Annotated in this window: 19 protein-coding genes; 12 read left to right on the top strand and 7 right to left on the bottom strand. The window is 41.5% G+C overall.

Going from position 1 to position 22,051, the window contains the following annotated elements:
* Window positions 1–130 precede the first annotated feature (130 nt).
* Together OA91_RS18650 and OA91_RS18645 are read right to left on the bottom strand one after the other, a co-directional pair.
* On the bottom strand, window positions 131–529 hold the full coding sequence (locus tag OA91_RS18650; protein WP_157203867.1) for a hypothetical protein: 399 nt from the start codon (window positions 527–529) through the stop codon (window positions 131–133).
* A 268-nt stretch (window positions 530–797) separates the two neighbouring features.
* Window positions 798–2,255 carry a leucyl aminopeptidase gene (locus OA91_RS18645; RefSeq protein ID WP_046016050.1) on the bottom strand — a complete coding sequence of 486 codons (1,458 nt, stop codon included), beginning with the start codon at window positions 2,253–2,255 and terminating at the stop codon, window positions 798–800.
* Between the two features lie 121 nt (window positions 2,256–2,376).
* Between OA91_RS18645 and lptF the strand changes: the two genes are divergently transcribed.
* Together lptF and lptG are read left to right on the top strand one after the other, a co-directional pair.
* Entirely contained in the window at window positions 2,377–3,504 is a 1,128-nt protein-coding gene (gene lptF, locus OA91_RS18640; RefSeq protein WP_063339449.1) for an LPS export ABC transporter permease LptF, read from the top strand.
* On the top strand, window positions 3,501–4,562 hold the full coding sequence (gene lptG, locus OA91_RS18635) for an LPS export ABC transporter permease LptG (RefSeq protein ID WP_063339448.1): 1,062 nt from the start codon (window positions 3,501–3,503) through the stop codon (window positions 4,560–4,562). The genes lptF and lptG overlap by 4 nt, the downstream gene beginning before the upstream one ends.
* 88 nt (window positions 4,563–4,650) lie before the next feature.
* Here the strand turns inward: lptG and OA91_RS18630 are convergent, their stop codons facing one another.
* Both OA91_RS18630 and OA91_RS18625 read right to left on the bottom strand, forming a co-directional pair.
* Window positions 4,651–5,079 (bottom strand): RDD family protein, encoded by a 429-nt coding sequence (locus OA91_RS18630; RefSeq protein WP_046016047.1) that lies wholly within the window; start codon window positions 5,077–5,079, stop codon window positions 4,651–4,653.
* Window positions 5,080–5,191: 112 nt separating this feature from the next.
* Window positions 5,192–6,358, bottom strand: coding sequence for an aminotransferase class I/II-fold pyridoxal phosphate-dependent enzyme (locus OA91_RS18625; RefSeq protein WP_063339447.1), 1,167 nt, complete (start codon window positions 6,356–6,358; stop codon window positions 5,192–5,194).
* Between the two features lie 185 nt (window positions 6,359–6,543).
* On the opposite strand from OA91_RS18625, the gene dksA reads away from it, so the two are divergent.
* From dksA to OA91_RS18570, 10 genes are all read left to right on the top strand, one after another.
* Entirely contained in the window at window positions 6,544–6,978 is a 435-nt protein-coding gene (gene dksA, locus OA91_RS18620) for an RNA polymerase-binding protein DksA (protein WP_438462854.1), read from the top strand.
* 31 nt (window positions 6,979–7,009) lie between these two features.
* Complete coding sequence (gene gluQRS / locus OA91_RS18615; RefSeq protein WP_063339446.1) at window positions 7,010–7,861, top strand: tRNA glutamyl-Q(34) synthetase GluQRS; 852 nt, start codon at window positions 7,010–7,012, stop codon at window positions 7,859–7,861.
* Between the two features lie 67 nt (window positions 7,862–7,928).
* A complete protein-coding gene (locus OA91_RS18610) occupies window positions 7,929–9,341 on the top strand; it encodes a sigma-54-dependent transcriptional regulator (protein ID WP_063339445.1) in 1,413 nt (470 codons plus the stop codon).
* 502 nt (window positions 9,342–9,843) lie between these two features.
* Window positions 9,844–11,277, top strand: a complete 1,434-nt coding sequence (pcnB, locus tag OA91_RS18600; protein ID WP_063339443.1) for a polynucleotide adenylyltransferase PcnB — start codon at window positions 9,844–9,846, stop codon at window positions 11,275–11,277.
* Entirely contained in the window at window positions 11,270–11,746 is a 477-nt protein-coding gene (gene folK, locus OA91_RS18595) for a 2-amino-4-hydroxy-6-hydroxymethyldihydropteridine diphosphokinase (RefSeq protein ID WP_046016040.1), read from the top strand. Before pcnB ends, folK begins: the two co-directional genes overlap by 8 nt.
* 24 nt (window positions 11,747–11,770) lie before the next feature.
* Window positions 11,771–12,595, top strand: a complete 825-nt coding sequence (panB, locus tag OA91_RS18590; RefSeq protein WP_063339442.1) for a 3-methyl-2-oxobutanoate hydroxymethyltransferase — start codon at window positions 11,771–11,773, stop codon at window positions 12,593–12,595.
* The gene (panC, locus tag OA91_RS18585) at window positions 12,595–13,449 is read left to right on the top strand and encodes a pantoate--beta-alanine ligase (RefSeq protein WP_046016038.1); all 855 of its coding nucleotides are present in this window, start codon (window positions 12,595–12,597) and stop codon (window positions 13,447–13,449) included. Before panB ends, panC begins: the two co-directional genes overlap by 1 nt.
* Window positions 13,450–13,554: 105 nt before the next feature.
* Window positions 13,555–15,201: a glucose-6-phosphate isomerase gene (pgi, locus tag OA91_RS18580; RefSeq protein WP_063339441.1), complete on the top strand. Its 1,647-nt coding sequence runs from the start codon at window positions 13,555–13,557 to the stop codon at window positions 15,199–15,201.
* A 182-nt stretch (window positions 15,202–15,383) separates the two neighbouring features.
* Window positions 15,384–15,923 carry a heme NO-binding domain-containing protein gene (locus OA91_RS18575; protein ID WP_063339440.1) on the top strand — a complete coding sequence of 180 codons (540 nt, stop codon included), beginning with the start codon at window positions 15,384–15,386 and terminating at the stop codon, window positions 15,921–15,923.
* Window positions 15,920–16,900 carry a sensor histidine kinase gene (locus tag OA91_RS18570; RefSeq protein ID WP_063339439.1) on the top strand — a complete coding sequence of 327 codons (981 nt, stop codon included), beginning with the start codon at window positions 15,920–15,922 and terminating at the stop codon, window positions 16,898–16,900. Before OA91_RS18575 ends, OA91_RS18570 begins: the two co-directional genes overlap by 4 nt.
* 98 nt (window positions 16,901–16,998) lie before the next feature.
* On the opposite strand, the gene OA91_RS18565 is transcribed toward OA91_RS18570, so the two are convergent.
* The 3 genes from OA91_RS18565 to carB form a co-directional block, all read right to left on the bottom strand.
* The gene (locus OA91_RS18565) at window positions 16,999–18,114 is read right to left on the bottom strand and encodes a response regulator (protein WP_063339438.1); all 1,116 of its coding nucleotides are present in this window, start codon (window positions 18,112–18,114) and stop codon (window positions 16,999–17,001) included.
* Window positions 18,115–18,359: 245 nt separating this feature from the next.
* A complete protein-coding gene (gene greA / locus OA91_RS18560) occupies window positions 18,360–18,836 on the bottom strand; it encodes a transcription elongation factor GreA (RefSeq protein WP_046016034.1) in 477 nt (158 codons plus the stop codon).
* Complete coding sequence (gene carB, locus OA91_RS18555; protein ID WP_063339437.1) at window positions 18,836–22,051, bottom strand: carbamoyl-phosphate synthase large subunit; 3,216 nt, start codon at window positions 22,049–22,051, stop codon at window positions 18,836–18,838. The genes greA and carB overlap by 1 nt, the downstream gene beginning before the upstream one ends.

Below are 22,051 nucleotides of genomic sequence, written 5' to 3'. Positions count from 1 at the left end.
CTTTTTTAAATTGCGTGAATTTGATATGAAACTTAATTGCCGACTAGTATAACGCGACAGACGTTGATAAAGAATATCCACGACGAATCGATGTTCACTGTTACTAATAAATTAACTAATTTATTCTGGCTTATTGTTTCTTAGGAGTCTTTGTAAGCTCTAATTCGTTAACCACTTCTTCAATCAAGCTTGGCAGTAATTTCGCAAAAGCCTTTTCAATGGCTTGCTGCAACCTTGCAGGATCTATTTCTAGTGATTTATCAGAGGGAGATTGAGGCTCTATGACACTCTCTGTTGCAGTCGAAGACGCTGCAATGAGTTCCTCCTTCTCTTGGGGATCGTCTAGCTCGGTATCTGCACCTTGCGCTAGAACTTGGGACAGGTGCCCTTCTTGGCTAACTTTTGGCGCTAATCCTTCACCAACCACATCCATCAAGATAGGAATATCGTCTTGATTCCTAAGTGCTGATATGAGAACACTCTCATCCGGCTCAGGAATAAACTCTTCTTCTCTTGTGTGGTTAGACATAAAAGCACCCAAAAACGCTAACAGAAAATACATGTCAAAAATAACCAAGCCGCTTTAAACTCACACTTGATTTAATTATCAACACTGAGCTAACACTTTCTCATTGGAGCAAGTAAATGTCTAGGTCAAGAAAATGAAAATACGATATTTGTTAAAAATAACAAAGATTCAGTTTCCATAAGCACCTAAAAAGCAAAAAGGCCGCAATCAATGCGACCTTTTATAATAAGCTTGCCACTAATCCATATTAGATTAGCAATAGCAGTGACTAGTTTGCCTTAGACAACAAGTACTGAGTTAGCAAAGCAACTGGACGCCCACTCGCGCCTTTTTTAGCGCCACCTGTCCATGCCGTTCCTGCAATGTCCAAATGCGCCCAAGGATACGACTTAGTGAAACGAGACAAGAAACATGCTGCAGTAACAGAGCCCGCTTCTTTACCGCCTATATTAGCAATATCGGCAAAGTTACTGTCTAGCTGCTGCTGATACTCATCATCAAGTGGCATTGGCCATACTTTATCTGCTGACACCTTACTCGCACCACGAAGATCATCATGTAATGCTTCATTGTTGGTATACATAGCAGAATTAACGCCACCCAAAGCAACCACGCAAGCGCCAGTTAGTGTCGCTACATCAACAACGGATTTAGGCTCAAAACGCTCAATGTAAGTCAGCGCATCACATAAAACCAAACGCCCTTCAGCATCAGTGTTAAGAATCTCAACCGTCTGACCAGACATAGTCTTAACAATATCACCTGGTTTTGAGGCATTGCCATTAGGCATATTCTCTGCTGCTGCAATTACCGCTGTAAAATTCAGCTTAGGCTTAAGTTCACAGATCGCCTTCATAGTACCGAATACACTTGCTGCGCCACACATGTCGTATTTCATTTCATCCATGCCAGGTCCTGGCTTTAACGAAATACCACCTGTATCAAAGGTAATACCTTTACCCAGCATGACATAAGGCGCTTCACCTTCATCACCACCTTTATAAGACATGACAATTAAATAACTTGGTTGATCACTACCGCGACCAACAGACAACAGGCAATCCATACCCAACTCAGACATACGACTTTCGTCAACTAGCTCAACGTCGATACCATAATCTTCACCTAGCGTTTGCGCTTTAGAGGCAAGATAGCTTGGCGTACAAACATTACCCGGCAGATCTCCTAGGCGACGTGCAACAGCAGAACCTGCAGCCGTTGCAACACCTACATCAAGTGCACCCTGATCTGAACCTTCAAACAAGATGCTTTCAATCGTTAGAGCCTGATCATCTTGCTTAAAGCCAGTAAATTGATAAAAGCCTTCATGTAGCCATTGTGACGTTAGGCTAAGCACTTGTGCTTGTGTATGTTCTGCAACTGCTAACTCAGCCCCCGCAAAAGCGATGCTTGCATATGGTAAGCTTTTCACTTTTGCCGCAATGGCCGCCATTACTTTACGTGCGCTAGCATCCGATAGGGTGTCGTCTTTACCAATACCCACAAGCAAAACCGCTTGTGCATAGTCTTGACTAGCAACGGGTAGCAAAAGGGTTTCAGCTAACTTACCAGAAAACACTTTTGACTCGCGTAGTTGCGAAATAAGTCCAGCTGTATTTTCATCGACCCAACTGGTTGATTGGGGTAACGCTGCTTCAGTTGGTACTAGGGTAACGACCAAATCAGCTTGGACCGCAGATAGGCGATCGAATAACGCTGTATTCATGAGTGTTTCCTTTAAAATTTATTATAAAAAAACTGGATAAAGCCCTTATTACCAAGGGATAATGGGTACAAAGCTTCAACAATCAACCCCAAGCACTATACAAAATACTTAAGAGGTACGTTTGAAATTATTCAGATACTTGGCGAAAGAAGTGTTGGTGTCAACCATGGCCGTCAGTTTTATTCTTTTATTAATTATAGCCAGTGGTCGTTTCGTCAGCTATTTAGGCCGTGCAGCTGAAGGAAAAATGTCATTTGAATTTCTTTTCATCATTCTTGGGTTCCATATTCCGAGCTTTTTACAAATTATCATCCCTCTATCCTTTTTCTTATCTTTGCTCCTCGCGTACGGCAGACTTTATATAGAAAACGAGATGTCTATTTTATTTGCCTGCGGCATTAGTAAAGTAAAACTCATGCTTTACACCTTAGGCATCGCCTTAATTGCAACCTTATTAAATGGCTTTATTAGCCTTTGGCTTGCTCCGACCAGTGAGTATCAATCAAAGCTTGCTGAGCAAGAGCAGAATCAACTGACTGTTTTTGACTTTATCCAACCCGGCCGTTTTCAAGGAAAAGGTTTTAATACAACCTATGTGGCTGAATTGACTCAAGAAGAAGGCTGGATGAAGGATGTATTTATTTCAAATACCGCCGTGGTAGACGGTAAAAGAGTCCCCACCCAAACCTTAGCTACCCATGCAGAGCAGCTTAAATTGGAAGATGGCAGCACTTACCTTGTCTTTAAAAATGGCAGTCGTTTTGAAGGGACTCCAGGAGAGAAAGACTACAAAATTACCTTATTTGATACCTATGCAGTTTTAATGGACGAAAGCGATACGTTTGCCATCAATAATCCAAACACCAAACCCTCTCATGAGATTTGGGCAAGTGATGACCTTAAGGACCAAGCTGAATGGCAATGGCGTATCAGCCTTATCATTATGATTCCAATTTTAGCCATCATTGGCACGTCATTAAGCCAAGTAAACCCAAGACAAGGCCGCTTCTTTAAAATGTTACCTGCCATTATTCTCATGATCCTTTATCTAGGCATGATGATTTGGGGTCGAACTGCCCTAGAAAAAGGCAGGATTCCGAGCGAAATTGGCCTTTGGTGGATTCATGGCATCTTTGGCTTTATCGCCGCTTTTTTATTTTTAAACTTTAACGAGGTTAAACTCTTCCAAAAAAAGCCGGTCACAAGTTCTAAATCAAACCTCTCAGGCACAGGTAAACAATCAGCATGAAGCAACTTGACTCTTATATAGGCAAAGGCGTTGTCTGGTCGTTTTTTGCTGTCGCATTTGTTTTACTAGGTTTGGATTACGCTTTAACTTTTATCGAACAAGTTAAGAAAATCAATGAGTTCTATACTATTTCAAACCTGTTAGAAGTACTTGTTTTAAGGCTTCCTGGCAAGTTTTCCGAATACATTCCTATCGCATCCTTAATAGGCACACTCGTTGGCCTTGGCGCACTGGCCACCACCTCTGAACTGACTGTTATTCGAGCTGCGGGCATTCCTATTTGGCGTATTGGCTGGTCTGCCATTAAACCTATCTTAATAATCTCGTTAGTTGGTGTAGGCATTTCAGAATTTATTGCGCCAGATGCAGACCAAAAGGCAGACCTCATTGAAAAGTTGAGAAAGCAGCGCTCCTCAGAAAACATTATCGCCGGCGGGGTTTGGCTAAGATCTGATAATAACTACATTTATATTGGTGCTGCAGATAAAGAAGGCACGCTTTATGATATGCAGATTTTTACATCTAAAGAGCAAATGCTAACCAATACACAGTTCGCTAAAACTGTTCATCATGCAGACCAAGACAATTGGATTCTGAATTCTGTTAAAAGCACGACCTTCCTTGAAGATAAGGTAGAGTCCGTTGAGCTTGAGCAAAAAGATTGGCAAATGGCATTCAAGCCAGAACACTTATACCTAGCCACACAAGAACCGGAAGCACTCTCTTTAAGCCAGTCGCTATCCTATCAGGATTACCTTACAAATCAGGACTTAAACACCTCACGCTACCAGCTAGAATTTTGGACCAAGGCCCTTAGACCTTTTGCTTCGATAGCCTTAGTTATTATTGCGCTATCGAGTGTTTTCGGCCCATTACGTTCCTCCACTATGGGCAGCCGCATTTTTTCAGGTGTCATCATAGGTATCGTATTCCAAAATGGCCTTAACCTCTTCGGTCGTATGAGCTTAGCTGCGGATTTCCCGCCTCTGCTCGGTGTACTCATCCCTATCGCTATCTGCCTTATCATAGGAACAATTCAGCTCAAACGAGCCAAATAACAAGCACAAAAAAGGGCCACATAAATTAATGTAGCCCTTTCTAAAAATCGACACCCTGCTGGCTAAACCTTATATAAAAGACTCGCCATTAGGATTTCTGCTGTTTTTTATGATCAATAAAGACAAGTCGACTCTGGCTTAATTTATCGTGCCAAGTCAGGCCTTCTTTATCAAACAGTGACCACAAAAAACCCAAGCCAAATACAGCCCAAGATAAAATAGCAAACACCATACGAGCACTGGCTTGCTTAACGGTTAAAGGACCACCTCTTTCATTGACGACTTTTACTTTCCAAACCTGCATCCCCAAGGTTTGCCCCGGAGCACACCAGAACTTCACAAAAAACGCCCAACTAATAAAAAGCAACACCCAGAAAAAGAGAGTACCGTCCACTGCCTCACCATCGTTTAGCATGACAGCAGCAAGGGTTGCCACAAAATACAGTGCCAATAAAATAATACTATCGTAAACAGCCGCTGCGAGGCGACGCCACAAAACCACTTGCACCTGATTCATTAACTCATTTTTCCTAATTTAAACTAGCTCAAGTTGAAAGAGGGGCAATAATGCCCGCTCCCCATCACAGCATTCAAGCTATTTTCTTCTATTCACTAAAATTTAACTCTGATTATGACTCAAGAGACATGAAGCGCTTAATTCTAGTCAAAGCTTCTTTCAGTCGATCTAAGTCACAGATATAGGCAAAACGCACATATTTATGCGCATCTTTTATACCAAAATCAGCACCTGGCGTCAGAGCCACACCTTCTGCTTCTAATAAAGCAAGACACCAATCCATCGCATTATCTGTAATTGAAGATACATCCACATAAATATAAAAAGCCCCTTGTGCAGGCACAGCTGGTGTCAATCCCATGTCACTTAAGCCTGCTAGCAAGAGTTGTCGCCTTAAATCCAACTCACCTCGACGCCTTTCAAACTCTTGCATTGATGTATCAGAAAAAGCATCTAATGCGGCATATTGAGAAACAGAAGGCGCTGAAATAAAAAAGTTCTGCGCCAATTTAGTTGCGCCTTCAATTGCCCACTCAGGTACGACAACCCAACCCAAGCGCCAGCCTGTCATGGCAAAGTATTTTGAAAAGCTATTAATGACAAAAATATCATCAGATAAGGAAAGTGCAGTAAAGTCTTCTCCTTGATATACCAAACCTTGGTAAATCTCATCCACCATTAGATGACCACCTAATTGATTCACTTCATCAAGCGCCGCCTGTAAATACTCTTTAGAAAGGACTGCCCCCGTAGGATTAGCAGGTGACGCTAGCCAAAGACCCGCACTTTGGTCATTCCAATGACTTTTAATATCTTCAATGGGAATTTCAAAATTTTGCTTAGGCTGGGTTGCTATCAAGTTTGCCTTCGCCCCGACCTGAATCAAAAAGTGTCGATTGCAAGGATAACAAGGGTCAGGCATCAGCACATTCTTACCCGCATCAACCATTAAACTGGCTAATAATTGTAAGGCTCCTGATGCACCTGGGGTGACAATAATGCGGTTAGGATCAAGCTCAACTTGATATTTATTCAGGTAATGCTGAGCAATTTTTTGTTTTAATTGAGGTAAACCTGTCGCCGAGGTATAACCCGTTAAGCCTTGCTCAATCGCATCTACACCAGCCTTCTTTACCGCCTCAGACGCCACAAAATCAGGCTCTCCCACCTCTAAATGAATTACATCAACACCTTGGGCTTGAATTTCTTTTGCACGTCCCAATATAGCCATGACTTGAAAGGGAGAAATTTGTTCAACACGGTTCGCCAATTGACTCATCTATACTCTCTTAACATAATTAATAAACTTAACTGGTTGCTTTATTGCATTCACTTACTAAAAAAGCCATTAAATAAGTGGTTTCATGACAAATAATTTGGTAAGTTTCCGGCCGCAATAAACACCACCCAAAAAATATATGTACAGGTTACCACACGGATTACCTGCGAAGTGAGGCGCTGCATATGCCAGATATGAGTTCTGAGTCGTTAATGAAAGACTTCACCCCTTACGAAGCGAAGGAAGGTGAAGAGTACATGAACGAGCAACAGTTAGACCATTTTAGAAATATTTTGCTTAACTGGAAGCAAAATCTAATGGAAGAAGTGGATCGTACTGTTAGCCATCTAAAAGAAGAAGCGGTTAACTACGCTGACCCTAATGATAGAGCCAGCCAAGAAGAAGAGTTTAGCCTTGAGCTACGTACTCGCGATCGCGAACGTAAGCTAGTGAAAAAAATCAATCAGACTATCGAGCTAATTGATGAAGATGACTACGGTTTCTGCAATCACTGTGGCATCGAAATAGGCATACGACGCCTAGAAGCAAGACCAACAGCGACCCTTTGCATCGACTGCAAAACGTTAGCTGAGATCAAAGAAAAACAGACTGGTAGCTAATTTCTTCTAGCTACTAGCTCTATATTTGATTATGCACTCTTCGTATGTAGGCCGGTTTGCACCTTCACCATCCGGCTCACTGCATCTTGGCTCACTTGTTAGTGCGTTAGCCAGTTACCTTGACGCCAAGCACAATGGCGGCAAATGGCTTTTACGTATCGAAGATGTCGACAGCCAACGCTGTAAACCCATTCACAGTCAAGACATCATAGATACCCTTTCTAGCTACCATATGAGTAGTGATGAAACCGTCATATATCAAAGCCAGCAAACTGACATTTATCAAAAGCACCTTTCTCAGCTGATCAAGAGTAATAAGGCCTTTCCCTGCCAATGCACTCGGCAAGCTTTAAAACAAACCCAAGGTAAACATACTCAAGTTTGTGATTCGAACACAGAACAAGCACACTCCTGGCGCTTTCTATCAAGTTCAGATGACATATCCTTTGTTGATCGCCTAATGGGTCAGCAAATTCAAAACCCTCTCGCGCAAATTGGTCATAGCATTATCAAACGCAAAGACCTTGATTACGCCTATTTGCTCGCCGTTGTCATTGATGACCATATTCAAGGGGTTAATCAGATAGTGAGAGGAACAGACCTACTGGAAACAACGGCTGCCCAGATAGATTTATTACAAACCTTTGGTTGGCCTCTTCCTGAGTATTGCCATATCCCTTTAGTTAAAAACGAACATTCATTAAAGCTCAGCAAACAAAACCATGCTCCAGCCATTAAAAAAGCAGATATCGATACATTTAAGTTAGCACTTAAACATCTGAATCAACCGATCCCTGACACAAACAACCTAGCTGACGCCATGCATTTCGCGATTAAACATTGGTCACTAAGACAGGTTCATCAAACCCAGACACAAACATAAAGAGGGTGCTAGCCCACATAAACTCTGTGTGTATAATGGTGACATTAGTAGTTAATGGTGATACCCAATGAAACACATCCTGTTCATTCATGATAATACGCCCTATTTCAACGACATAGCCAGTTGGTTACAGCAGATTGATTTTCTCATTTCTGAAGCTAGCTCGATTGAACAAGCCAAAAATTATTATCAGGTATCTAGCTTTGATGCGACCTTTATCATTCAAGACTGTTTGGGCCCTGAGTACGAACAAGAAGCCAATAGCCTTACTCCTTGCCCAATCATAGTACTTGATGACAAACCTAGTTTGAACAAAGCGGTAAGCCTCATGGCAGCAGGTATAAAATATTACCTCCCTTTACCGACTGACCCTGAAACTCTATTAGAAAAAACACTCACAACCATTAATAAGCAAGTGCAAGCAAATCACTTAGCGATTAACACCTCTACTAACACCAAAACTAAAAAGCACACAGGCAAGCCCCAGACAGCTCCGTTTAGGCGCCTTATCGGTAATAGCCCACCTATGAAGCAGCTATTTAAAGATCTAGAGAAGATAGCCTGTACAGATGTAACTGTATTAGTGCGTGGAGAATCGGGCACAGGTAAAGAACTGGTAGCACAAGCGATTCATGACCTAAGTGAGCGTAGCAGTGAAGATATGATCAGCGTTAACTGTGCAGCTATCCCAGAGAGTTTGATAGAGTCAGAACTCTTTGGTCATGAAAAAGGCGCATTTACTGGTGCAGCCTCAACACGTGACGGCCTCATTGCCGCCGCTGACAATGGCACACTCTTCCTTGATGAAATAGGCGAACTACCTATAGAAGCTCAAGCTAGGCTTTTACGCGTACTTCAAGAAGGTGAAATTAGACGAGTCGGTGCGACCCAATCTTCTAAAGTTGATATCAGGCTAGTCACCGCGACCCACAGGGATCTAAGGCAGATGGTTGCTGATGGCCTTTTTAGGGAAGATTTATATTATCGTTTATATGTCATGGAAGTTCTCCTTCCTCCTTTAAGGGACAGAGGACGCGATATCAGCTTAATTTGCCAATCACTCATCACTAAAGTGTGCCAAAGACATAATAAAACCGAATTTGCTTACACAGAAGAGTTTGATCAAGCCATCATTGCTCACAATTGGCCTGGTAATGTTAGGGAATTAGAAAACGCCATTGAAAGGGCGGTTATTCTAAGTGACGACTTTCTCGACCCAGACGCTCTAAAGCTTTATAAAAGTCAGGCAAACCCATTATTACCTAACGACCAAACACCCACAGAAAAAATAGTAAACACCAACCCTGAAACTCAGTTCTCACTGCAAGGAACCAGCCTTGACGACTACTTAAAAAGTTTTGTAAGTCACAATCAAAGCAAAATGACAGAAACTCAACTAGCATTAAGTTTGGGGATTTCTCGAAAAAGTTTATGGGAAAGAAGACAAAAACTCGGAATACAACGAAAAGTAACACCTTAAGTAACAATTGATACTTAAAGGAACACGAAAAAATCTTTAAAAAATCACTTTTTTGCCCTTTAAAAATAAAAAACGTTACTTTTCAACAAGATACAAAAACTGGCACAACAAATGCCTTATAGTGATCACAACGATAATAAGATTGACCCATAATAATAATAAGTTAATCATCGAGTGTAGGTTCCTAAAATAAAAATAAAATATTGGAACACTCTGACCTCTCAAAATAAAAATAAAATCTGAGGTCAGGGAAAGAAAAATTGCTTTGGATAATTGATTTTTTTTGATATGCAAGCCTTCGGGCAATGAAAACATTGCAAAAATAAAAATAAAACTTGAGTAGAACTGCAGCAGCAGCACCAACTTTGTTTTCGGAATTAATATCTTCATGTATCCAAAGCAATTATTTTGTTTTAACAAATCCCCTCTAGCAAGCCTGTGTAATAAATTCGTTTTCCCGTGTAGAATACTCACTTTCTTTAATTGAATAATTTGTACTCTAATGCTGACAAGTTTTAAGTCTCTGGTTCGAAAGGCAACTGACCTTTTCACCCCCAAAAACGCGCAAGAATATCCTTTAATCATAGCTCGTTCAGATCATACTCTGTCACGAAAGAACCTAAGCCCAAATGCGGTAAAAGTACTTTATCGTCTGAATAAAGCTGGCTTTGATGCATTTTTGGTTGGCGGTTGTATTCGAGACCACCTTATTGATTTAACACCAAAAGATTTCGATGTTGTCACGAATGCGACACCTGAAGAAGTACATGCTTTATTCTCGAATTCACGCCTTATTGGCCGCCGCTTCCGACTTGTTCACGTCACCTTTGGCCGCGAAATAATTGAAGTATCGACCTTTAGAGCGACAGCAAGCCAAGATCAAAAAGCCAACACGAATGACAAGCAGAACGACTCTGCTCGTTCAGCTCATGGCATGATTTTAAGAGACAATATCTTTGGTGATATAGAACAAGATGCTGAGCGTCGTGACTTCACCTTTAATGCCCTGTACTACGATATCAGTGACTTTAGTATCCACGACTATTGTGGTGGTTTAGAAGATATTGCCGCTCAACAGGTACGTATCATTGGTGATGCAAGATTAAGATACCAAGAAGATCCAGTACGCATGCTCAGAGCAATTCGCTTTGCGGCAAAGCTTGGTTTTGAAATTGAAGCAGAAACAGCCGCCCCAATTAAAGAAATGGCACACCTACTCGACCACATTCCACCTGCCCGTTTATTTGAAGAAGTACTTAAGCTGCTTGGCAGTGGCAATGGCGTCATAACATATAAGCTATTACGTGAATATGGTTTATTTCGTTATCTTTTCCCAGAGACAGATGAGTTGCTTGTTAGCAAGTGGCATAGAAATGATATCGATCCAGAAAAGTTTATTCTGCAGGGTCTAATCAATACAGACAAACGTATTGCCGAAGGAAAAACCACCGCACCTTATTTTTTATATGCCTTTTTACTTTGGCCAAAAGTACTCTTTCGTCACGAAGAGTTTATGGCGCAAGGCCTACCAGCAACACCAGCCTTACACCAAGCCGCTTCTTTAGTCTTAGATAATCAGGTGACAGCAACTTCAATCCCTCGCCGTTTTTCTACACCTATGCGTGAGATTTGGGATTTACAGTACCGTTTACCTAAACGCTTTGGCAAACGAGCTTATATTTTAGAGCAACATGCCCGTTTTAGAGCCGCATTTGACTTTTTATTGATTCGAGAAGAAAGCGGTTACGAAAGTGGTAACCTAGGTGAGTGGTGGCAAGCATTCCAAGATGCAAGTGAGAAGCAACGTCGTGAGCTCATCACACTAGCTGACACAAAAAAATCTGACGACAAAGGCCCCAGAAGGCGTCGCCCTAAACGTCGCTCAAAAAGCAAAACGGATAATGCTAAGCCGAGGAAGGAAATTGATAATGAATGAGGCTTTTATTGGTTTGGGTAGTAACCTAAATACCCCCATGGAGCAGCTTCAACAAGCCATCACTCAGTTAAAGCAACATGCAGAAATCACTAATGTAGAACTCTCAAAGTTTTACTCTAGTAAGCCTGTTGGCCCTCAAGATCAACCCGATTACGTTAATGCCGTTGCCATCATTACAACTTCATTAGCGCCTATCCCTTTGCTTGATGCTTTACAAGCAATTGAGAACAGTCAGCACAGGGTGCGAGAGCGCCATTGGGGCCCTAGAACCCTTGATCTGGACTTATTAAAATACAATAACGATAAAATAGACATGGATAGACTAACCGTGCCTCATCCTTTCATGCTTGAGCGCGGATTCGTCATTAAACCTATGGCAGATTTAGCGCCAGAAATGCTATTAGATAACGGCTGTACTGTGACAGAACAGCTGTCTAGTTTAGATACTTCTGACCTTATCCCGCTATAAAAATGTTATTTAGGAAGAGCACTTATGTATTCTGATACCTCGAAAAAATCATTGTCGCGCCCAGTTACCCTGAGCCGTTTACAAGAGATGAAACAAAGCGGTGAGAAGTTCACTTGTCTAACATCCTATGATGCCACGTTTACCCACGTGATGAATGAAGCTGGTATAGAAACAATTTTAGTTGGCGACTCTCTTGGCATGGTTATCCAAGGTCAAGATAGCACTCTACCCGTTTCTATGGATGATATGTGTTACCACATAGCAGCAGTAAAACGCGGTAATACAAATGCCTTCATTCTTAGCGACATGCCTTTCATGAGCTACAGTAAGCCAGAACAAGCGCTTGATAATGCAGCACGCTTGATGCAAGCCGGTGCTAGCATGGTGAAGTTAGAAGGTGGTAGCTGGTTATGTGACACAGTTCGCTTACTTTCCCAGCGCGGTATTCCAGTTTGTGCTCATCTAGGTTTAACACCTCAGTCTGTGCATAAATTTGGTGGTTACAAGGTACAAGGTCGTGGCGATAGCGCAGCCCAAATTATCAAACAAGAGTCTATCGAATTGGTAGAAGCCGGTGCTGATATTTTATTATATGAATGCATCCCAACTGATCTTGCAAAAGACATTACTGAATCAGTAAGTGTGCCAACCATTGGCATAGGTGCAGGTCCACATACAGACGGACAAGTACTTGTTCTACATGACATGCTAGGTATTAACCTAGGTCGTCGTCCTCGTTTTGTTAAAAACTTTTTAATTGGTGAACGCTCTATTCAAATGGCTTTTGAAGCCTACGTAGATGAAGTTAAAGACCAAACTTTCCCAGCCCAAGAGCATAGTTTCGAATAATGAAAACCATACACACAGTTGCCGAACTTAGAATCGCATTAAAAAGTATTAGATTAGCCGATAAAAAAATTGCCTTTGTCCCTACTATGGGGAATTTGCATGACGGCCATATGAGCCTAATTCGCCGTGCGACTAAAGAAGCAGATGTAGTGGTGTCTTCTATCTTTGTTAACCCTATGCAGTTTTCTGCTAACGAAGATTTAGAAAGGTATCCAAAAACCTTAAAAGAAGACCAAACATTATTAGAAGCAAATGGTTGTGACTTTCTATTCGCACCCGATGCACTAGAGATGTACCCAGATGGTCGTCGCAGCCAAACCCAAATAGAAGTCTCAGGGATTTCCGATATTTTATGTGGCGCGAGTCGTCCAGGCCACTTTGTGGGTGTAGCGACCGTTGTCACCAAATTATTCAATATGGTTCACCCTGACTGCGCCATTTTTGGCACAAAAGATTTTCAACAACTCATGGTCATAGAGAATATGACACGTGATTTAAGCTCAAGTGTACGCATCATAGGCGAAGACATTGCTCGCGCTGATGATGGTCTCGCATTGAGCTCTCGCAATGGCTACCTTTCCACAGAAGAAAGACGTATTGCACCTGTCTTGTATCAAACCGCTTTGTGGGCAGCCGATGCCATCAAGCAAAAGAAAATATCCATCGAAGATATTCGTGAACAAGCACAGCAAAAGCTCGAAGCAGCAGGATTCAAACGCGATTACTTTGAAGTCCGCTCACGAGCTAACTTATTGACACCCTCAGAGGAAGAAAGCAAGTTGGTCATTTTAGTCGCCGCCTATCTAGGTAGTGCTCGTTTGATCGACAATATTCAAATCGACTTAGATAACTAATACCTTTGTCATCCAGTTAACATTTAATCTTGATATGGTTTTCAAAATTAAAATGTAACTGGATAACTGGGTATAGCTTATCCACTTATAAAGTAGGAGATTAGCATGGGGTCACCGGTTCGTTTGCCAGCATGGCAAGCACTTACAAGTCATCACGACACTTTGACAGAGCTCAATATGTCAAACTTGTTTCAAGAGAATCCAAATAGAGCAAAAGAATTTTGTGCCACTGGCGCAGGCTGGACCTTGGACTTTTCTAAAAACAGAGCCACCCAGGAAACGCTTTCATTACTAACCAAACTAGCTGAAGAAGCCGGTCTAAAAGAAGCAACTGATGCACTTTTTAGCGGTGCTGAAATCAACAATACAGAAAACCGTTCGGTTCTTCATACTGCCTTACGTGCAAGCCATAAACAAACCAGCCTGATGGTAAATGGCAGTAATGTACTTGATGAAGTGCGTGCTACCTTGGCTCAAATGAAAGATTTTGTTGCCCAACTAACTTCTAAGCAATGGCGCGGTTTTAGCGACCAAGCCATTACCGATGTTGTTTCTATTGGTATTGGTGGTTCTTACCTTGGCCCTAAAGTGGCTACTGAAGCATTAACCCCTTATGCTAATACAGGCCTTAAAGTTCACTTTGTTGCCAATATCGATGGTTCAGATATTTCAGGAAAATTGGCCAAGCTAAACCCTGAAACCACCTTGTTTTTGATCTCATCAAAGTCCTTCGGTACTTTGGAAACCCTATATAATGCGAACGCGGCGAGAGCATGGTTCCTAGAAAACGGTGGACCAGAATCAGAGGTGCACCGTCACTTTGCAGCCGTTAGTTCCAATGTTGAAAAAGCCGTTGCCTTTGGTATCGCAAAAGAAAACATCTTTCCTATGTGGGATTGGGTTGGCGGTCGTTACTCACTCTGGTCTGCAATTGGTTTACCCATTGCTATCGCTGTAGGCATGGATAACTTTGAGCAATTACTTGAAGGCGCTCATGATATGGATGAGCACTTCCAAAGTGCCCCATACGAACAAAACCTTCCTGTTATTATGGGCTTATTAGGCGTTTGGTATAGCAACTTCTATGATGCACAATCCCATGCTCTAATTCCATATGACCACTATTTGAGAGCACTACCAGCTCATATTCAGCAACTGGATATGGAAAGTAATGGTAAAGCTAACTTCTTAAATGGTGACAAGGTAGATATTAATACTGGCCCTATCATTTGGGGTGGCGCAGGAACAAACGGCCAACATGCTTATCATCAGCTATTACACCAAGGCACTCGTCTTATTCCCGTTGATTTTATTGCACCGCTAACAAGCCATAACCCTGTTGCAGACCACCATGCTCAACTGTTTGCTAATTGCTTAAGTCAATCTCAAGCACTTATGCTGGGTAAAAGTTTGGCACAAGCTGAGCAGGAGCTAAAAGATGCGGGATGCAGTGAAGCAGACATAGCCAAGATAGCACCACATAAAGTGATTAAAGGTAATCGTCCAAGCAATACGCTATTAACCGAAAAAATGACGCCAAAAACAGTCGGCGCTTTGATTGCTCTGTATGAACAAAAAACCTTTGTTCAAGGCACAATTTGGGGAATCAACTCTTTCGACCAATGGGGTGTAGAACTAGGTAAAGTGCTAGGCACAGATATCTATAATCGTCTTGCTTCTGATCAAGCTAACGACTCTCTAGACAGCTCAACTCAAGCCTTAATAGCAGCGTTTAAACTAGGAAAGCTATAAAACTATAGCGAGAGGGAGCGCTAACTTAGCCCTTCTCGCTCACCATCTATCCTTCAAATGCGTCCTCAAAGTTAATACAACTCCTTTCACTTCCATATAAATTAACCAATACAAATTTTCACAATTTTCAATATTACAAAAGTAAGCTTTAACTCTATCTTTATAAGAAAAAGGAAAAGCATATGAAAGGCGTTGTTTTTAATATCCTCGAAGAAATGGTTGAAACCAATTACGGCATGGAAGTTTGGAATGATATCCTTGATGAAGCAGAGCAAAACGAAGGCATTTTTATCGCTGGGCAGAGTTATGCAGACGAAACCCTTTTTAGATTTGTTGAGATTATTTGTAAAAAACTAGAGCTACCAAGCGCAACTGTCGTCCAAGCCTTTGGTGAGTTTATGTTTGAAGGCCTAGTAAATAGACACAAGGTCTTAATGGAAAATATGACTGACCTAGATGGCTTTCTTAAGAGTATTGACTCCATTATTCACGTAGAGGTTGGCAAGCTTTACGTCGACCCTAATCTACCAACAATAGAATGCTTCGATCATGAATCAGGTAAGATGACAATGCGTTATCGCTCACCACGCAAACTATGCCCTCTCGCTGAAGGCCTTGTAAGAGGTGCTGCCGTACACTTTGGCAAAGAAATTAACCTAGAGCACAAAACCTGTATGCACAAAGGCTCTGATTACTGCGATTTTGAGATAGAATACCTATGAGTGATGATGCCTATAAAAGAGCCTACACCCGTGAAAAAATGGCACGTCTTGCTGCCGAGCAGTTGCTTGAAGACAAATCTCGTGAGCTATACCTAAGCAGCCAACAGCTCTCGGAAGCGCATGATGAGCTTAAAAAAAATCATGCTGAGCTAGTTACCCAGCAAAGCGCTCTCGTTAAAAATGAAAAATTAGCATCAATCGGTCTTTTGTCTGCTGGTGTTGCACACGAGATCAACAACCCCCTAGCATTTGTAAACAGCAATTTAGAAATGCTGAATGATTATTGGCAAGCCATGTTCAGTCTATATAGCGCCGTTGAGCAACTTTTAAAAAGTACAGATCTTTCTAATGATAAAAAGAGTGCTCTCAAAAAGCTAATAGATGAAGAAGATTTAGAGTATATTTCTTCAGATTTTAAAAACCTATTCAATGATACACAAGATGGGCTTATTAGAGTCACAAACATCGTACAAAATTTACAGCACTTTTCTAGAATCCATGACGAGGACTGGGACAATGTTGATATCAACGCCAGCCTAGAGAGCACGCTAAAAATAATCAATCATCAGATAAAAAACTCTCTTTGCGAGATTAAGCTTAACCTAACTTGCAAAGAGCTGGTTTGGTGTAATTTGGGAGAGCTTAACCAAGTCTTCTTAAACCTATTACAGAACGCCATTCATGCAATGGAAGAGACAGAAACAAAGACATTAACCATAAGCACTGAAGAAAGCGCAAATAATATCTTAATCCGTATTTCTGACACAGGCTACGGAATTAAAAAAGATAACTACCAGAAAATATTTGATCCTTTTTTCACAACAAAAACCGTTGGACAAGGTACAGGTCTTGGACTTTATATCAGCTATAAGATAGTAAAAGACCATAATGGCGACATAGATATCAAGAGCAAAGAAGGAAAAGGATCACAATTCACTATCACCCTCCCCCTTAAGAAAGCAGATGAAACACTTTAAAACTCATTAGGATACTGACTTTTTTATTAAAGATAATAAAAAAGTCAAAGTAATTAAACTCCCTCTAACTTTAGCAAACCAAACCCAATCAGTATCTGTTAGAGCCTCTTCTGAGTCACATCAAAGTGAAGCAGGATTTTCGATCCTTTAGGAGCATGGGTCGCTTTAATCTTCACCCAAGAGTTTTCTTTCAAAAGATGCTCATTAGCATCATCGTTAAACTGACTAAACTCTTCATACCAAGCATTTTGGTCCTCTGACGCATTAGGAAAAGCTCCGTTTTCTATACAAGAACCAATAAAATCCTGCAAAGGAGTATCCATATCGGGAAAATGAAAGTCACCATAAAGATCAACCAACTTTTGGTTGTAGCGCTTAATAACTCCTGCTTTATCAATTAAAAGATAGGGACCATGGATACTTTTTAAAATTGAATCTAAACCTTTTCTTTTCACTAAATCTTCACCCAACTTCATTGAGCAAATAAATTTTTCACTGGTAAAACAAACACTAATTTCTACAGAGAAAAGTTGCTGCTCCCTTGTTTGAGCAACTCGCTTTTTAACTGGTAACTCCCAACTCTCAGACCCCTTATCAAAGCCTAACATCAACTCTAGATGCTCTTCGTAAGAGTGATCTGCAAATAACGTTGATAACCCCTCTGTAATCAACTCATCAACATCATAACCAAACAATTCAGCCAACTCTTCAGGTATTGCTATAATTTCGTTATCTTCGGAAATTTCTATTTCAAAAATTTGGTCAGAATCACCTACTTTTGGCTCTTTACTTAATTCTTTATTGACTAAGGATGCTGCCGACTTATCACCCTCTTCTCCTGGATACACACCTAGCTCTAAAGCTTTGTTAATTTGCTCGATTAACACTTCATTAACCCAGGGCTTGGCAAGAAATTTATGAACAATGCCATGCTGAATAGACTGCAATACAGTTTGAAAGTCTGAATGCCCACTTAAAATAATTCGAACTGTATTAGGCTGGATATCTGCAGCCTTAGTTAATAGCTCAGTACCGTTTAGCCCTGGCATCATATAATCAGACATAATTAAAGCCACCTCATGCTGCTTTAATATCTCTAATGCCTCTTCTCCATTATTTGCAAAATGAATATTATACTTCTGTCTTCGTAGTGCCCGCTTTAAGGCATCGAGTATCTGAGGCTCATCATCTACAACTAATATACTTTTATCCATACATTCGCCATCACATCTAATTAATTTAAACTGCCAAGCACTCCTCTCAAAAAGTGCTTACATCGAATAACAACAAGTCTAATTTGCATTTAAATACAGTATAGTCACGCCCTCTCATTAAATAACGCCATTCTGCTGTATTTTAAAAAATACTTATCAAATGAAACATAAAAACATAGTTTTTATACAAAAAAAAACCAGCCTATTAAATAGGCTGGTTTTTAAAGTGCTTTATCTTGAATTAATTAAAGGTGCTCAACACTTTCAATTTCATAGACGACTTCACCACTTGGTATCTTGATGGCAACTTCGTCACCTTCTTGCTTACCAATGAGAGCCTTGGCAATAGGTGAAGCATAAGAGATTTTTTTATCTTTCACTTCTGCTTCGTCATCACCCACAATGCGATAAGTCACCGTTTCTTCTGTGTCCACATTAAACAAGGTAATAGTACTACCAAAAATAACCTTGCCAGTGTGTGCAATGGCTTTAACATCAATCACTTGAGAGTCTGAAAGTTTACCTTCAATCTCTTTAATACGACCTTCTGCAAACCCTTGTTCTTCACGAGCGGCATGGTATTCAGCGTTCTCTTTCAAGTCGCCATGTTCACGTGCAATCGCAATATCATTAATGATACGTGGACGCTCCACAGATTTAAGGTGACCCAGCTCTTCACGTAAACGTGCTTCGCCTTCTACCGTCATTGGTACTTTTCTCATTATTTCCCCTGGTGCAAATCTTGTAATCTACGAACTTTCGTTTCTTCATTCCAGCCCAGCGCATAGCTAGTCGCTTCAGCGCCCGTTAATGTTGTAGTGTAACAAACCTTACGCTGTAATGCTGTACGTCGGATCACAGAAGAGTCAGCGATTGCTTGAGTACCTTCAGTCGTATTGACAATGTAATCGATTTCGCCGTTTTTCAGCATATCAACGATATGAGGACGACCTTCGTTTACCTTGTTGATCTTACGAACTTCAACACCTTGCTCTGTCAAGTAGCTCGCTGTACCACTTGTTGCTACCAGTTCGAAGCCGTTTTCAATCAGACGCTGAGCAACAGAAACCAGTTTAGGCTTATCCATGTCACGCACACTGACAAATGCAGTACCGCCTGTTGGCAATACAGTACCGCCACCAAGAACCGCTTTACCAAAGGCTTCAGCGAAAGTATCACCCACACCCATGACTTCACCGGTAGATTTCATTTCAGGCCCAAGAATTGGATCAACACCTTGGAACTTATTGAATGGGAAGACAGCTTCTTTCACACTTACATAAGAAGGGATAATTTCTTTAGTAAATTCAAGTTCAGCCAATGTCTTACCAGACATAACCAAAGCAGCAACTTGAGCTAAAGAACGACCAATGCACTTAGAGACAAAAGGTACAGTACGTGATGCACGAGGGTTAACCTCAATCACATAAATCTCACCGTCTTGAATCGCTAGCTGAGTATTCATCAAACCAATAACACCAAGCTCTAGGGCCATTTTCGCAATCATTTCACGAATGTCGTCCTGCTGCGCTTGTGTTAAAGAGTGTGGAGGCAAGGCACAAGCCGAATCACCAGAGTGAACGCCCGCTTGTTCGATGTGCTGCATAATGCCGCCTATCACAACCTGCTTACCATCAGAGATACAATCAATGTCTATCTCGATCGCCGCATTTAGGAAGTGATCCAATAGCACTGGACTATCGTTAGATACTTTAACCGCCGTTGTCATATAACGGGTTAATTCTGACTCGTTATAAACAATCTCCATCGCACGGCCACCTAGTACATAAGATGGGCGAACAACTAGTGGGAAACCAATTTCAGCCGCTTTGATTAGCGCTTGATCCGTACTACGTACAGTTGCGTTGTTAGGCTGTTTGTAGCCTAGACGCTGGATCATGCTTTGGAAACGTTCTCTGTCTTCTGCACGGTCAATCGCTTCTGGTGTTGTACCAATAATTGGCACACCTTCAGCTTCTAAAGCACGGGCAATTTTAAGTGGTGTTTGGCCACCGAATTGAACGATTACGCCTTTTGGTTTCTCTTTACGAACGATTTCTAATACATCTTCAAGCGTTACTGGCTCAAAGTACAAACGATCAGACGTGTCGTAGTCAGTGGATACTGTCTCAGGGTTACAGTTAACCATGATGGTTTCAAAGCCATCATCACGCAATGCTAGCGCAGCGTGTACACAGCAGTAATCAAACTCAATACCTTGACCGATACGGTTTGGACCACCACCTAGGATAACGACCTTATCTTTATTGCTTGGCTCAGCTTCACATTCATCTTCATAAGTAGAGTAAAGGTAAGCGGTATCTGTTGCGAATTCAGCCGCACAAGTATCAACACGCTTGTACACTGGGTGCACATTCATCAAGTAACGACGTTCACGTAGAGACTTTTCTGTCACATCCATTAATTGAGCAAGACGTGAATCAGAGAAACCTTTACGTTTCAGACGACGAATATAGTCACAATCAAGATCCGCTAGACCCGCTTTCGCTAAGCCCATTTCTTCTTTAATAAGATCTTCAATTTGTACTAGGAACCAGTGATCTACACCTGTTAGCTCGTACAATTCGTCAACTGACATACCTAAACGGAATGCATCGCCTATGTACCAAATACGCTCAGCACCTGGAGACTTAAGCTCGTGAATCAGTTTATCTTTACTGTTTTCATCTGCAAAATTTAACTGTGGATTAAAACCATCCGCACCAACTTCAAGGCCGCGTAATGCTTTTTGAACAGATTCTTGGAAAGTACGACCGATTGCCATAACCTCACCCACAGACTTCATCTGTGTCGTCAGACGGTCATTCGCTTGTGGGAATTTCTCGAAAGTAAAACGAGGAATCTTAGTCACAACATAGTCAATCGCAGGTTCGAAACTCGCTGGAGTACGACCGCCTGTGATGTCATTTTGCAATTCGTCTAGGGTGTAGCCAATCGCCAATTTAGCGGCGATTTTTGCAATTGGGAAACCTGTTGCTTTTGACGCAAGAGCTGAAGAACGAGAGACACGAGGGTTCATCTCGATAACAACAAGACGACCTGTTTTAGGGTCCATACCGAATTGAACGTTAGAACCACCGGTTTCTACACCAATCTCACGTAATACTTCCAAAGAGGCATTACGCATGATTTGATATTCTTTATCTGTCAGTGTTTGAGCAGGCGCAACTGTGATTGAGTCACCTGTGTGTACGCCCATGGCATCAAAGTTTTCGATGGCACAAACAATAATACAGTTGTCTTTCTTGTCACGTACCACTTCCATCTCATACTCTTTCCAACCGATCAAAGATTCATCGATTAGCAATTCGTTGGTTGGAGATAAATCCAAACCACGAGTACAGATTTCTTCAAACTCTTCCATGTTATAAGCGATACCACCACCGGTACCACCCATGGTGAAAGAAGGACGGATAATACAAGGGAAACCAACTTCACGCTGAACACCGTGAGCTTCTTCCATATTGTGCGCAATACCCGCACGAGGACACTCAAGGCCAATCGATTTCATTGCTTGGTCAAAACGGTTTCTATCTTCCGCTTTATCAATTGCATCAGCCGTTGCACCAATCATTTCCACGCTGAACTTTTCCAATACACCATGACGCTCAAGGTCAAGTGCACAGTTCAATGCGGTTTGGCCACCCATAGTAGGTAATACGGCATCTGGGCGTTCTTTTTCAATGATTTTCGCAACCGTTTTCCATTCGATAGGCTCAATATAAGTTGAGTCAGCCATCGCTGGATCTGTCATGATAGTTGCTGGGTTAGAGTTAACCAGAATAACGCGTAGACCTTCTTCACGTAGCGCTTTACACGCTTGCGCACCAGAATAGTCAAACTCACAGGCCTGACCGATGATGATCGGACCAGCACCTAAGATTAAAACGCTTTTTATATCAGTACGTTTTGGCAT

Source organism: Marinomonas sp. SBI8L (genome assembly GCF_001624705.1).
Taxonomy (GTDB): Bacteria; Pseudomonadota; Gammaproteobacteria; order Pseudomonadales; family Marinomonadaceae; genus Marinomonas.
The sequence above is the reverse complement of the archived record's forward strand: the minus strand, read 5'-3'. Positions and strand labels throughout refer to the sequence as shown.

What these genes read in the sequence shown, in the direction of transcription:
- OA91_RS18650 (WP_157203867.1), bottom strand. Translation starts at nt 529, where the DNA reads ATGTCTAACCACACAAGAGAAGAAGAGTTTATTCCTGAGCCGGATGAG.
- OA91_RS18645 (WP_046016050.1), bottom strand. Translation starts at nt 2,255, where the DNA reads ATGAATACAGCGTTATTCGATCGCCTATCTGCGGTCCAAGCTGATTTG.
- lptG (WP_063339448.1), top strand. Translation starts at nt 3,501, where the DNA reads ATGAAGCAACTTGACTCTTATATAGGCAAAGGCGTTGTCTGGTCGTTT.
- OA91_RS18630 (WP_046016047.1), bottom strand. Translation starts at nt 5,079, where the DNA reads ATGAATCAGGTGCAAGTGGTTTTGTGGCGTCGCCTCGCAGCGGCTGTT.
- OA91_RS18625 (WP_063339447.1), bottom strand. Translation starts at nt 6,358, where the DNA reads ATGAGTCAATTGGCGAACCGTGTTGAACAAATTTCTCCCTTTCAAGTC.
- dksA (WP_438462854.1), top strand. Translation starts at nt 6,544, where the DNA reads ATGCCAGATATGAGTTCTGAGTCGTTAATGAAAGACTTCACCCCTTAC.
- gluQRS (WP_063339446.1), top strand. Translation starts at nt 7,010, where the DNA reads ATGCACTCTTCGTATGTAGGCCGGTTTGCACCTTCACCATCCGGCTCA.
- OA91_RS18610 (WP_063339445.1), top strand. Translation starts at nt 7,929, where the DNA reads ATGAAACACATCCTGTTCATTCATGATAATACGCCCTATTTCAACGAC.
- pcnB (WP_063339443.1), top strand. Translation starts at nt 9,844, where the DNA reads ATGCTGACAAGTTTTAAGTCTCTGGTTCGAAAGGCAACTGACCTTTTC.
- folK (WP_046016040.1), top strand. Translation starts at nt 11,270, where the DNA reads ATGAATGAGGCTTTTATTGGTTTGGGTAGTAACCTAAATACCCCCATG.
- panB (WP_063339442.1), top strand. Translation starts at nt 11,771, where the DNA reads ATGTATTCTGATACCTCGAAAAAATCATTGTCGCGCCCAGTTACCCTG.
- panC (WP_046016038.1), top strand. Translation starts at nt 12,595, where the DNA reads ATGAAAACCATACACACAGTTGCCGAACTTAGAATCGCATTAAAAAGT.
- pgi (WP_063339441.1), top strand. Translation starts at nt 13,555, where the DNA reads ATGGGGTCACCGGTTCGTTTGCCAGCATGGCAAGCACTTACAAGTCAT.
- OA91_RS18575 (WP_063339440.1), top strand. Translation starts at nt 15,384, where the DNA reads ATGAAAGGCGTTGTTTTTAATATCCTCGAAGAAATGGTTGAAACCAAT.
- OA91_RS18570 (WP_063339439.1), top strand. Translation starts at nt 15,920, where the DNA reads ATGAGTGATGATGCCTATAAAAGAGCCTACACCCGTGAAAAAATGGCA.
- OA91_RS18565 (WP_063339438.1), bottom strand. Translation starts at nt 18,114, where the DNA reads ATGGATAAAAGTATATTAGTTGTAGATGATGAGCCTCAGATACTCGAT.
- greA (WP_046016034.1), bottom strand. Translation starts at nt 18,836, where the DNA reads ATGAGAAAAGTACCAATGACGGTAGAAGGCGAAGCACGTTTACGTGAA.
- carB (WP_063339437.1), bottom strand. Translation starts at nt 22,051, where the DNA reads ATGCCAAAACGTACTGATATAAAAAGCGTTTTAATCTTAGGTGCTGGT.